Source organism: Sphingomonas sp. IBVSS2 (assembly GCF_002127225.1).
Taxonomy (GTDB): Bacteria; Pseudomonadota; Alphaproteobacteria; order Sphingomonadales; family Sphingomonadaceae; genus Sphingomonas.
In genome coordinates this window covers 1-12792 of sequence record NZ_NFUR01000008.1, presented here as the reverse complement: position 1 = coordinate 12792, position 12792 = coordinate 1, and the positions used below count along the sequence as shown (strand labels likewise).

The 12792-nt window shown below is 69.3% G+C and carries 9 protein-coding genes and 1 pseudogene; 4 read left to right on the top strand and 6 right to left on the bottom strand.

The window, feature by feature from the left end; all coding sequences use genetic code 11:
* Positions 1 to 5 precede the first annotated feature (5 nt).
* Both CAP40_RS19340 and CAP40_RS19335 read left to right on the top strand, forming a co-directional pair.
* Positions 6 to 1919 (top strand): alpha-L-fucosidase, encoded by a 1914-nt coding sequence (locus CAP40_RS19340; protein WP_086131207.1) that lies wholly within the window; start codon positions 6 to 8, stop codon positions 1917 to 1919.
* Positions 1920 to 1962: 43 nt separating this feature from the next.
* Complete coding sequence (locus CAP40_RS19335) at positions 1963 to 2724, top strand: copper homeostasis protein CutC (RefSeq protein WP_086131206.1); 762 nt, start codon at positions 1963 to 1965, stop codon at positions 2722 to 2724.
* Between the two features lie 39 nt (positions 2725 to 2763).
* Here CAP40_RS19335 and CAP40_RS19330 read toward each other — a convergent pair whose 3' ends face one another.
* The 5 genes from CAP40_RS19330 to CAP40_RS19310 all read right to left on the bottom strand — a co-directional run bounded on the left by CAP40_RS19330 (position 2764) and on the right by CAP40_RS19310 (position 10388).
* On the bottom strand, positions 2764 to 4005 hold the full coding sequence (locus CAP40_RS19330) for a saccharopine dehydrogenase family protein (protein WP_086131205.1): 1242 nt from the start codon (positions 4003 to 4005) through the stop codon (positions 2764 to 2766).
* 80 nt (positions 4006 to 4085) lie between these two features.
* On the bottom strand, positions 4086 to 7178 hold the full coding sequence (locus CAP40_RS19325; protein WP_086131204.1) for an efflux RND transporter permease subunit: 3093 nt from the start codon (positions 7176 to 7178) through the stop codon (positions 4086 to 4088).
* Entirely contained in the window at positions 7175 to 8245 is a 1071-nt protein-coding gene (locus CAP40_RS19320) for an efflux RND transporter periplasmic adaptor subunit (RefSeq protein ID WP_179188380.1), read from the bottom strand. Before CAP40_RS19320 ends, CAP40_RS19325 begins: the two co-directional genes overlap by 4 nt.
* Entirely contained in the window at positions 8245 to 9702 is a 1458-nt protein-coding gene (locus tag CAP40_RS19315) for an efflux transporter outer membrane subunit (protein WP_086131202.1), read from the bottom strand. The genes CAP40_RS19320 and CAP40_RS19315 overlap by 1 nt, the downstream gene beginning before the upstream one ends.
* Positions 9702 to 10388, bottom strand: a complete 687-nt coding sequence (locus CAP40_RS19310; protein WP_179188379.1) for an outer membrane protein — start codon at positions 10386 to 10388, stop codon at positions 9702 to 9704. Before CAP40_RS19310 ends, CAP40_RS19315 begins: the two co-directional genes overlap by 1 nt.
* A gap of 176 nt (positions 10389 to 10564) precedes the next feature.
* On the opposite strand from CAP40_RS19310, the gene CAP40_RS19305 reads away from it, so the two are divergent.
* Complete coding sequence (locus CAP40_RS19305) at positions 10565 to 11260, top strand: response regulator (protein ID WP_086131200.1); 696 nt, start codon at positions 10565 to 10567, stop codon at positions 11258 to 11260.
* Complete coding sequence (locus tag CAP40_RS19300) at positions 11245 to 12414, top strand: cell wall metabolism sensor histidine kinase WalK (protein ID WP_086131199.1); 1170 nt, start codon at positions 11245 to 11247, stop codon at positions 12412 to 12414. Before CAP40_RS19305 ends, CAP40_RS19300 begins: the two co-directional genes overlap by 16 nt.
* Here CAP40_RS19300 and CAP40_RS19295 read toward each other — a convergent pair.
* Positions 12411 to 12792: pseudogene (locus CAP40_RS19295) on the bottom strand (MFS transporter); the annotation flags it as partial. The gene CAP40_RS19300 and the pseudogene CAP40_RS19295 sit on opposite strands and share 4 nt — an antisense overlap.

The window sequence follows — 12792 nt, the reverse complement described above, 5'->3', positions numbered from 1 at the left end:
GACAGATGATCGACCTCACGCGCCGCGGTTTCGCCGGCATGGGATTGCTGATGGCGGCGGTGCCGGCCCGGGCGCGGGGCCGCGTCGCGCCGCCCGCGCCCTGGGGCGCGACGCCGTCGCCGCGCCAGCTCGCCTGGCACGCCCATGAGATGTTCGGATTCGTCCATTTCTCGATCAACACCTTCACCGACAAGGAATGGGGCTATGGCGACGAGAGCCCGCGCCTGTTCGATCCGTCGGGATTCGATCCGGATCAGATCGCCGCGGCGGCGAAATCGGCGGGGATGCGCGGCCTGATCCTGACGGCGAAGCACCATGACGGCTTCTGCCTGTGGCCGACGATGCTGACCGAGCATTGCATCCGCAACGCGCCGTACAAGGGCGGCAAGGGCGATATCGTCGGCGAGCTTGCGGGCGCGGTCCGGCGCGCGGGACTGAAATTCGGCATCTATCTCTCGCCCTGGGACCGGAACCACGCCGAATATGGCCGGCCGGCCTATATCGACTATTTCCGCAAGCAGGTGGTCGAGCTGTGCACGCGCTATGGCGAGCTCTTCGAATTCTGGTTCGACGGAGCGAATGGCGGGGACGGCTATTATGGCGGCGCTCGCGAGGCCCGGAAGATCGATGCGCCCGCTTATTACAACTGGCCTTCGATCGTCGCGCTGGTGCACCGGCATCAGCCCATGGCCTGCACCTTCGATCCCCTGGGCGCGGATGTGCGCTGGGTGGGCAATGAGAAGGGCGTCGCCGGCGATCCGTGCTGGCCGACCATGCCCGATCATCCCTATGTGCAGTCGGAGGGGAATTCCGGCGTCCGCGGGGCGCCGCTCTGGTGGCCGGCGGAGACCGATGTCTCGATACGGCCGGGCTGGTTCTACCACGCCGACGAGGATGGCAAGGTCAAGGATCCGGAGCGGCTGATCCGCCTCTATGACGAGTCCGTCGGCCGTGGGACCAATCTCAACCTCAACATCCCGCCCGACCGGAGCGGACGGATCCCCGCTGCCGACCTGGCGTCGCTGCGCGCCTTTGGCGACGCGATGCGCGCCACCTTCGCGCGCGACCTGGCCAAGGGGGCGGTCGCGCATGCCAGCGACGAGCGGGGGGCGGCCTTCGGTGCCGGCAAGGTGCTCGACGGCGACCGGAACAGCTATTGGTCGACGCCGGATGCGGTGAAGACCCCGAGCCTCACGCTCGATCTTGCACCCGGCACCCTGTTCGACCTCATCCGGCTGCGCGAATATCTGCCGCTCGGCGTCCGCGTGACCAGCTTCGCGGTCGATGCCGAGATCGGGGGGCGCTGGCGGACGCTGGCGAGCCACAGCTGCATCGGGGCGCAGCGCCTGATCCGGCTTCCCGCGCCGATCGCGGCGCGGCGCATCCGGCTGCGCATCCTCGATGCCCCGGTTTGCCCGGCGATCAGCGAAGTCGCGCTTTTCCGCCAGGTTGCGCCCGCGCGGCTCGCGGCGATCGCGCCGAGCGATCCGTCGATCCTGTCGCGCGCGCGCTGGACGGTCGTCCGGGCGAGTCCGGGTGGCGATCCCCGGCGCCTGCTGGACGACGATGCGACGTCGCTCTGGACCGTTCCCGCACCGGCGCCGGGCCGTCCCGTCGATGTCGTCATCGATCTGGGCGTGGCCCAGCCGCTCGCCGGGTTCACGCTGACGCCTGCTCGCGAGCCGAGTGCCGATGCCGCGCCGCCCAGGGGTTATCGCGTCGATACGAGCCTCGATGGCCGATCCTGGGAGGCGGGAGGCGAGGGCGAATTCTCCAACATCGCCTATGCGCTGGCGACCCAGCGGATCGCGCTCTCGAGCGTCAGGTCCGCGCGCTTCCTTCGCCTCGTCTTCGAGGCGGTAGCGGTGCCGGCCCGCGAACTGGCGATCGCGGATATCGGAGCGTTCGGTAAGCGATGATGGTCACGTTGGCGGGTGCGCCCCTTCCGCCCCGGGGCCGGCCATGAATACGCTGCTGGAAATCTGCGTCGACGACGTGTCCGGCATCGATGCCGCGGTGGCGGGCGGGGCCGATCGCCTCGAACTCTGCGCGAGCCTCGAACTGGGTGGGCTGACGCCGTCCGCGGCGCTCGTCGAGCGGGCGGTCGCCACGGGATGCCCCGTGCACATGATGATCCGGCCGGTCAGCGGGGATTTCGTGCTCGATGGCGCGGCGATCGCGTTGATGCGGGAGGAGATCCGCCTGGGCGCGTGGTGCGGCATCGCCGGGGTGGTCCTCGGGGCTGTGCGGCCGCAGGGCGGGCTCGACTATGACGCGCTGGCACGTTTTCGCGATGCCGCGCGCGACATCCGGATCGTGCTGCACCGCGCGATCGATCTCGTCGCGGACCCGGTCGAGGCGGTGCGGCGCGTCGCCGCGCTCGGCTATGACAAGATCCTGAGCTCCGGCGGTGCGCCCCGTGCGATCGACGGTGCGGCGACGCTTGCGGCGATGGTCGAGGCGGGCGGCGCGCGTCTGTCGATCGTCGCCGGATCCGGGGTGACTTCGGACAATGTCGCCTGGCTGCTCGAGCATACCGGCGTCCGGGAAGTCCATGCATCGGCGAGCTGCCCCGGGCCGGCGCCGCATCCCGATGCCTTGGCCCTCGGCTTCGCACGCGGACCGCGGAGCCGGACCGATGCCGGACGGGTACGTGCGCTGCGCGAGGCGATCGCGCAATGGAAACGCGCCAGGCGAACCGCGGAGCTTGACGGCCTGCGCTAGGACGCGTCACCGGATCGTGGCGTGACTATCCGGCTTCGATCATGCTCGGGCATCGGCGATGCGGGATCGGCTGACCGGCGGAGATGTCGTGGCGGTCGTCACGGCTATCGCGGGCTCGTCGGTGGACAGCGATGCGCCCTGGCTGTCGACGAGAAATGGCCAGATTGCGAAGAAGAAGGCTTCGGGATCGATCAGCTGCTCGGGCGTTGCGACGCCGGATCGCTTGATCGCCCTCCCGACGATCATGTCCGCCACGATCACCGCCGGCAGAGCGGTCATGAAGCCCGTCCCGCCGGGGATGACGCCGTTCAATGCCGTGCCGACGACGACCTGCTTTCGCCCCTGCCAGCCTTCCGCGACCGCGCTGAGCGGTGGAAGCCATTTCTTGCCTCGAACCACATCCGAGATGCCATGGTAGATATAGGACGCCGCATCCCTCGGCCGGAAGCGGCCACCCTGTTCGTCCAGGGAGGCCGCAAGCCGGGCGGCGGCTTCGTCGATCGTCAGGCCCTTGATGCGGACGCCGCGAGCGGCCCTTTCCAGTGCGGCGTTCACATAGCCCGAAAAATCCATGACATTGAGGCATTCCTGCAGCGATGGATATTTTCGCGGCAGCGTGACCGCTTCCGGATGACCGACGAGACGGGCGGAGACCCGGCCAATTCCCGGATAGTTCACCTCGACCCGTTCGAGCGGTTGCGCGCTGACGATTCCGCCATTGCGCCAGACCGGGATCGGCATGCTGATCTGTTCGACCCAGTGCCGCAATGCCGCGGTCACGCCATTGCCCAGGCTTTCCTTCTCGTCGCCGCGGCTGCCCCAGATGGTGATCAGGCGGTCGATCCGATCGAGATGGGAGGTCGCGTGCACCGCCAGCAGGTTGGCGATGCCGGGGCTGGCGCCGCAGCCGATGATGGCGGTGATGCCGGCCGCGCTGGCCGCCGCGTCGAGTGCCAGCATGTCGAGCGTGGGCAGGGGATCGTCCGTCACATCGACGAAGTGGCAACCGGCGGCGATGACCTGTCGGAGAAGCGGCACCGCGAAGCGGCTCGCCGGACCGACGGTCGACACCACGATGTCGTGCTGGCGCAATATCGTGCCCAGCGCGGCCGCATCCTCGATGTCGACCTTCATGCCGCGCGCGCCGCACAGGGAGGCCGCCCGCGCGGCTGCCTCTTCCGACAGGTCCGCGATCGTGACTTCGGAGAAGCTGTGGAACAGCCTGACGGCCTTGGCGAAGGCCCGGCCGACTTCGCCCGCACCCAGAACAAGCAGTCGCAATTTCGCCCCCTATCGTCAGGACATGAAGAATATCGCGCGCACTGCGCTTGTTGGTTCCGTCGAGCGGGCCGATGCCCTTGTCATGGCTGTGTCGGCACGGCCGCCGGCAGGGCTTCCCCAGCCGCCAGGGCGGCTACTTCCCGAGGGTCGGGCTGTCGGACGAGCCGGCCGAATTTCGGAGCGAGCCAGCGCTCCAGCCTGTCGATCGCCTCGTAGACGACGGGCACCAGCACCAGCGACAGCGCGGTGGAGGTGATCAGTCCGCCGATCACGGCGACCGCCATGGGCTGGCGGAACTCCGATCCCTCGCCAATGCCCAGGGCCGTCGGCACCATTCCCGCCGCCATCGCCACGGTCGTCATCACGATCGGCCGGGCGCGCTCGTGGCAGGCCTCGACCAGTGCGGCCCGGCGCGGCACGCCGTCCCGTTCGCGCTCGATCGCATATTCCACCAGCAGGATGGAGTTCTTCGCGGCCAGGCCGAGCAGCATCAGGAACCCGATCATCGCCGGCAGCGACAGCGCGAACCCGCCCAGCAACAGGCCTGCGAACGCACCGCCGACCGCGAGCGGCAATGCGGTGAGGATCGTGACCGGCTTGAAGAAGGAGCGGAACAGCAGGACCAGCACCGCGAAGATCATCCCGACCCCGGCGATCATGGCGCCGATGAAACCGCCGAACAGCTCGGACATCGCCTCGCTGTCGCCGTAGAGCTGCTGGCGCACGCCGGCGGGCAATGCCTTCATGCCCGGCAGCGCCGCCACCGCATCGGTCGCCTGGCCCAGGGTCAGCCCGGAGAGGTCCGCCTGGATCGTTGCCCGGCGCTCGCGATCGATGCGTTCGATGCGGCCGGGGCCGGCCTCGAAGCCGATATCGGCAACCGCGTCCAGCCGGGTCGTGCCACCGCCTTCGATCGGCACGCGCAGTCCGGCGATCGTCTCGAGATCCAGGCGCGCGGCGGCCGGCAGCAGTGCCCGGGCGGGCAGGTTGCGTCCATCGATCGGCAGCCTGGCCAGGTTGGCGTCGATATCGCCGATCGTCGCGACGCGGGCGGTGTCGGCGATGGCCTCGGCGGTAACGCCCAGGCGCGCAGCCTCGGCGAGGCGCGGCCGGATCACCAGTTCGGAGGAGGAGGGCGGCTCGGCAGCGCGTACGTTGCGCAGCCCGGCGATTCCCTGCATCTCGTGCCGGATACGCCCGGCGGCTGCCTCCAATGCCTGCGGATTGCTGCCGACGAGAATGACCTCGAGATCGGCGCCGGTGCCGTTCTGGCCCACCGGCGTGATGCGAACGTCGCGAATGCCGCGCAGCGCGGGCACCATCCGGCGCTTGAAGACGGCCGCGGTGCCGGCGCGATCCTCCTTGAAGACGACGGTCAGCGAACCATTGTGCATCGCCTCGCCGCCGAAGCGGGTGAAAACGGATGCGACGTCCGGATCTCCCTTCAGAATCCGCGTCGCCTCGGCACTGGCCCGGTCGAGGTCCGCGCGGGTCGATCCCGGTGCCGCCGCCATGTTGAAGACCATGCTCTTCGGATTGCTTTCGGGAATGAACGCCGTCGGCAGCAGCGAAGCCAGCCCGAGCGACCCGGCGAAGAACAGGAAGGCGAGCAGGATCGAGAGGCCGGGATGATCGAGCGCCCAATCGAGGATGCGGCGATACCAGCCGGCCATCGGCTTGCGCGCGTGCGGCGTGCGCGCCGGCACCAGCAGATAGGCGCACATCAGTGGCGTCAGCAGGCGCGCGACCAGCAGCGAGAAGAGCACCGCCACGGCGACCGTGATGCCGAACTCGCGGAAATACTGGCCGACGACGCCGCCCATCAGCGAGACCGGCAGGAAGACCACGACGATCGCGAAAGTGGTGGCAATGACGGCCAGGCCGATCTGGTCCGCCCCGATCATCGATGCGCGATAGGGGCTCTCGCCGCCTTCGATCCGCTTCTCGATATTCTCGATCTCGACGATGGCGTCGTCGACGAGGATGCCGATCACCAGCGTCAGCGCCAGCAGCGAGACCAGGTTGAGCGTGAACCCCAGCGCGAGCATGACCGCGAAGGTGGGAAGGAGCGAGATCGGCATGGCTACGGCCGCGATCAGCGTGGAGCGCCAGGTGCCCAGGAACAGCCAGACGACGAGCGCCGCCAATGCCATGCCTTCGATCAGCACTTCGATCGTCGCGGAGAACTCGGCGCGCGTCTCGTCCGCGCTGGAGACGATGCGCGTGAAGCGAACGCCGCCGCTCTCGCGCGCCAGCTGCTCGATCGCGACATTTGCCGCATCCTCGACACTGATGTCGCTCGCCGGCTTGGTCTTCATGATCTCGAAGCCGATGACCGGCCGTCCATCGAGCCGCGCGAAGGATCGCGGCTCGGTGCCGCCGTCGCCCACTTCGGCCACGGCCGACAGCGGTACGCTGCGCCCGCCGTCGAGCGGTAGCTCGACGGTGCGGAGGGCCTCGGCGCTGCGTGGCGATGCGAGGACGCGCACTGCCTGCTCGCTCTTGCCGAGCTCTACCCTGCCGCCGGCATTGTCGCCCAGCGTGGCGCGCAGCGCCTGGCTGACCTGCGAGGCGGTGAGTCCATAGGCGGCCAGGCGGTCGGGCAGCAGCGAGACGACGATCTCGCGATTGACGCCGCCCAGCCGGCGGATCGACGAGACGCCGGGAACCGCCTGGAGCGTCTTGGCGACACGGTCGTCGATGTACCAGGACAGGTCGACGTCGGACATCGGCGCGGCAACCGCATAGGTCAGCACCGGCACGGCATCGATCTCGACGCGCTCGACCACCGGGGGGTCGATGCCCCGCGGCAGGTCCGCCCGGATGCGGTCGATCGCGGTGCGGACTTCGTCCGTCGCCTTTTGCTGGTTCTCGCCGATCCTGAATTCGACAAGGGTGGAGGAATGGCCGTTGGTGATGGTGGAGAAGACGTGCTTCACCCCCGGAATGCCCGCAACCGCGTTCTCGGCCACGCGGGCGACCTGGGTTTCCAGCTCCGCCGGGGCCGCCCCGCTCTGCGTCACATTGACGGCGACGATCGGAAAGGAGGTGTCGGGCAATTGCTTGATCGGCAGTGCGAGATACGCCCAGATGCCGGCCAGGGTGAGAAGGACGAACAGGACGCAGACCGGAATCGGGTTGCGGATCGACCAGGCTGAAATGGCGACGTTCATGGCTGGCCTTCCACCGGCTTGACGATCTGCCCGGGGACGACCAGGGCGCTTCCACCCAGCAGGACCGGCGTGCCGGACGGCGGCCCGTCCAGCAGTTCCACCATTCCGCCGCCCCGCGCGCCCGTGCGCACCGGCACGCGCGCGACACGGCCCGCCTTGTCCACCGTCATCACCGATGGCCCCCCCTCATGGGAGAGCGCCCGCAGCGGGACCGACCGGACGGAGCGCGCTTCGCCCGCGATCGAAGCAGTCGCGAAGCCGCCGAGGCGAAGCCCGGGATGGAAGGGAAGGAGGATGCGGACCCGGCCGAGGCGGGTGGCGGGATCGATCCGCTCGCCCAGCCGTCGGACGGTGCCGGTCAGTCGCCTGCCGGATGCCAGGGTCACGGTGGCGGTCGTGCCGGGGGCGAGCCTGGACAGGAGGTGCTCGGGCGCTTCGGCGTCGAGTTCGAACAGGCCGTCGCGGGCAATGCGGAAGGGCGGCTCGGTGCCCGTCCCGGCGACGTCGCCGGGGCGCAGGGAACGCTGGACGATGATCCCCGATACCGGGCTGCGCAGCGTCAGCCGGCCGCGGCGCACGACGATCTCGCGCAGGGCGGCCTGCGCCGACTGCAATTGCGCCTGCGCGGCGCGCGCTTCGAAGCCGCGCTGCACGATCGTCTCGTCGGCGATCACGCCGCGCCCGGTAAGATCCGCGACGCGCAGATGCTCGGATCGTGCGCGTTCCGCCGCGACCTGCGCGCTGGTGCGTTGCGCTCTGAGGCGCGCTTCCTCGCCGGCGAGCAGCGCACCGTCAAGCAACGCCACCGGCTGGCCGCGCCGCACCTGATCGCCTTCATCGGCCAGCACGCGCAGCACGCGATAGCCGGACAGCTCGGGCAATATCGCGGCTTCCTCGCGCGCGACGATGGTCCCCGAAACATCGATACCGGCGCTTACTGGCCGAAGCGCCACGCGAAAGACCCCGACGGTGGGCGGCGCTTCCGCCTCGTCGGCGCGCGGCGTTTCCTTTGCGCAGGCGGAGAGCGTCAGCGCGATGGCGGTGACGAACAGGGGCGGTTTCATCATCATTCCCCGGAAAGTGAGGCGGCGATCGGCGAGGGCTGCCAGCCGCCCCCGAGCGCACGGAATACGGTGACGGCGCGGCGGAGGGTTTCCGCGCGGGCAGTGGCGGTGGCGAGATGCGCAGCGCTGCGCGTCCGCTGCGTCTCGAGCAGTGCGGGAAGATCGTTCAATCCGCGCGCGAAGCGCAGCCGGTCGGCCGCATAGGCCTCGTCGGCGCGGCCTTCGGCACGTGCCAGCAGGGCGACGCGCGCCCGGTCTCCCGCCAGTCGGAGCAGGGACTGGTCGGCTTCGGAAAAGGCGGTCTGGACCGCCCGCTCATAGGCGATGACTGCCTGTTCGGCACGTGCGCCCTCGGCGCGCATCTGGGCGAGCAGTCGCGCCCGGTCGAGGATCGGCATGGCGAGCCCTGCGCCCAGGGTCCAGAAGGTGCTGACCGCATTGAGGCCGCCGCCGCGTGTGGCGGTGAGTCCCGCCCCGGGGTTGAGCGTCAGGCGCGGGAAGAGCTCGAGACGCTGGAGCTCGGCGCGCGCGATCGCGGCTCGGAGGCGCTGCTCGGCCTCCCGCACGTCGGGCCGGCGCTCCAGCAGCATGCCCGGCAGGGCCGCGGGCGGCTGGGGCGGGAGATCGAGGCGGGGGGCGATCGGCAAGGTGTCGAGCGGCTTGTCGGCTTCCCCCAGCAGGACGAGGATCGCGCGCTTCGTCGCGCCGAGCTCGGCTTCCAGCTGGGCAACTTGCGCCTCGGCCTGCCCGACATCGGCGTCGATCCGTGCGACATCGGCGTGCGCCGCCAGGCCGCGCTCGGCGCGCGTGCGCACCGCCGCCAGGATCCCGTGCTGGATGGTCAGGGTTTCCCGCGCGGCCTCGACCTGCGCGGCGAGGCCGCGCGCCGCGAACAGGGCGTCGGCCACATCGGCGACGAGCGTCGCGCGCGTTCCCTCCTGCACGAAACGGGCGGCGGCGAGATCGGCCTCCGCCGCGGCGCGCGCGATGCCGCGCCGGCCCAGCAGATCCAGCTCCCAGGAAAGATTGAATGTGGGCGAGGTGGCGGCGACCGTGGCGCCCGAGGTCACCGCCGTGCCGCCGGGGCCGCCGATCAGCACGTCGGGGCCGGACAGGCTCTCGCTGCGCTGCACGCCGCCGGTCACTTGCAGGTCTCCCTGGACCCGGAAGGGGGAGAGCGCTGCCCGGCGGATCGCCTGGGCTTCGCGCAGGCGCGCCAGGCCGAGCCGGACATCGGCATTGGCATGCAGCGCGCGTGCGACGAGGTCATCCAGCTGCGCATCGCCGAACAGCGTCCACCACCGGTCCAGCGCCGCCGGCTCCGGGCTGGGATGCGACGCTGCCGCCTCGAAGCGTGCGGGCAGGGGCGCGACGGGGCGCCCGATCTCGAGGCTCGGGGCACATCCCGCCGTCGCGAGGACGGCGGGGAGCAGTACCGACGGGATGCGGACGCCGTGCATCAGAACGCCTGGCGGATTCCGAGCATGGCGGACCAGCCCGACATGCGGGGACGGAATTGCGCCTTGGTCGTGCCGTTGAAGCCGTCGAAGCGCAGCGACGAGGTTCGGGAATAGCGCGCACCCAGCTCGACCGTGGTCGATTGCGTGGCAGCGATGCCGACGCCTGCGTCGAGGTGCCAGTTGAAGCCCCAGTCCTTGCCCGAATAGCGGCTGCCGGTGGCAGGCGAACCGCTCAGGCGGCTCATGCGCGAGCTCACGCGCGACATGCCGACGCCGCCGCCGACATAGGGCACCACATGCGCGCTCATCGGGATGTCGAAATAGCCCGCCGCGCCGATGGTGAGCGCCTTGGTCCGTCCGTCCGCGGTGAAGCCGCCGGTGGCCGCCTGCTTCTTGTCGACGCCGGCAGTGGTGTAGCCGACCGTGCCTTCGAGGCGGAACGGGCCGGTGTCATAGCCGATGCCGAGTTCGCCGTTGAAACCGCGCTTATAGTCGGTGTCGCGCTGGAGTGTGGTTCCCGCGGTGGGGTTCTTGCCCTGCAGGCGCGCATTGGAGTCGATGGACAGGCCGGCCCGCGCCACGCCATAGACGCCGGTCGACTGGTCATCCTGCGCGGCTGCGGGAGTGATGCCGGCCGCGGCGATTGCGAGCGCGGCGAACGCGCAGTGACGGAAAGCGGGTACCATGAAAATCTCCTGTCTGCCGAAGCGGCATGAGCGCCGCGTCGCCATGCTTCTTCCGGCAGATCGATGGAGCCTTATGGAGGATTTGATGGAGGCTTGATGGAGGGGCACGATTTGGGCCTCCGCCCCCTCCACCCAATCTACATAATCGGCGACTAGGGCCGTCCGCAGGAGGCGCGATGAGCGGCAGGATATTGATCGTCGAAGACGAACGCGAGATTGGCGACATATTGGCGCTCTATCTCGACAAGGGCGGCTATCAGACGCAGCGTGCATTCTCGGTATCCGAGGCGATCCGGCAGCATGCGCAGTTCCGGCCGGACCTGGTGCTTCTCGATATCGGGCTTCCCGGCGGCGACGGCCTGGAGGTGCTCACCACCATCGGCAATCGTGCGGGCACCCCGGTCATCATGGTCACCGCGCTCGACGACGACGGCTCGAAACTGTCGTCGTTGCGGATGGGCGCCGACGACTATGTGGTGAAGCCGTTCAATCCGGCCGAAGTGGTCGAGCGCGTTCGCGCGGTGCTTCGTCGTGCACAGGGGATGAGCCCGCACCGGACGATCGGCATCGGCAATCTGGTCGTGGATATCGATGCCCATGCCGTGCTGCGCCGGGCGGATGACGGGAGCGGGCTCGAGCGCCTGCCGCTGACTCCCACCGAGTTCCAGATCTTCGCGCACATGGCGCGCCAGCCGCGCCGTGCCTTCACCCGCATGGAATTGCTGGACGCGGCGGCGCCCGACAGCGATGCCTATGATCGGGTGGTGGATTCGCACCTGTCGAAATTGCGGGCCAAGCTGAATGCCGTGGGGTGCGGCGATATGATCGAGCCGGTTCGCGGAGTGGGATATCGCCTTTGGCCCGAGCGCTGAACCGTATCGTCACGCGCGTCTGGCTGCTTGCCGGCATGATGACGCTCATCACGATCGTGATGAGCGTCGCGGTCTATTACGGCGCTACGGTCCTTCGTCTCCATCAGATCGGCAACAGCATGCCGCCCAAGGCGCGTGCGGAGTTCGAGCGGCTGGTGCGTTCGGGGCAGACCGACAGCGATCGGTTCTTCGATCTCCACGAGCAATATTCGGGCGCGCTGATCTTGCCGAGCGACTGGCTGTTCCTGGCGGTGATCGGCATCGTCTCGACCAGTGTCGGCGGCGGCATCGCCTATGTCTTCGCGCGCAGGATCAGCGCTCCGATCAGCGCGGTCAGCCTCGCCGCGAGCCAGGTGGCGGAGGGCGAGCGCGGCGTGCGGGTCGAGGCAGTCGGCCTGGCGGGGGAAACCGCGGAGCTGGTCGACAGCTTCAACCGGATGGCGGCCGACCTCGAAGCCTATGAGCGCGAGCGCAAGATCCTGACCGCGGGCATCGCGCACGAGCTCCGGACGCCGCTCACCATTCTCAAGGGGCGTCTCCACGGGCTGACGGACGGCTTCATCGACCCGAGCACCGACGAACCGGAGCGCCTGTTGCGCCAGGTCGAGCAATTGTCGCGTATCGTCGAGGATCTGCGCACGCTCGCCCATGCGGATGCCCATGTCCTCGAACTGGACCTGCGGGTGGTCGACCTCGCCCGGGTCGTACAGTTCGCGATCGTCGACCTTCGCCCCGAGGCCGAGGCGGCCGGCCTGACGATAGGCGAGGCCTGCCAGCCCGCACGGGTACGGGCAGACCCGGTGCGGATGCGCCAGGTTGTGATGAACCTCATCAGCAATGCCATCCGCCACGGCGCGGATGGCAACGCGGTCGAGATATCGGTGGCCGTCGAAGGCGCCGCCGCCGTCCTTCGCGTTTCCGATGAGGGAAGGGGGTTCGAGGAAGGCGACGAGCACCGCCTGTTCATGCCGTTCTGGCGAGCGGCAAGGTCGCAGGTCGCGGTGCGCTCCGGCAGCGGCCTCGGGCTGGCACTCACCGCGAAGCTGGTCGAGGCGCATGGCGGGCGCATTGTCGCGGCGAACAGATCCGATCGCTCGGGGGCATGTTTTCTGGTCTATCTGCCCCTTTGCGACGGATCCTCCGGCACCGCCTAATGGAGGCTGGTCGCGGCGGGCTGAGCGCGCGGCAGCTTCGGTTTGCGCGCGGCGGCCACGGCGAACGCGCAGAGCGTCGCGTAGCACAGCGCAGGGACGGTGAACGCAGTCGCATAGTTGCTGTGCTCCGAGACCAGGCCGACCAGCAGGGGCAGGAAAGCGCCGCCGACGATCGCAGTGCACAGCAGCCCCGAAGTGGCCTCCTCGCTGGCGCCCGACCGTTCGAGCGTGAGCGTGAAGATGACGGGGAACATGATGGAGTTGAACAGGCCGATGCTGAGCGCGACGAAGCCGGCGGTGACGCCGCCCACCGCGAAGACATAGAGGCACATGGCGGCGGCGATGGCAGTGAAGAGGGCGAGCAGCCGGTGCGCCTTG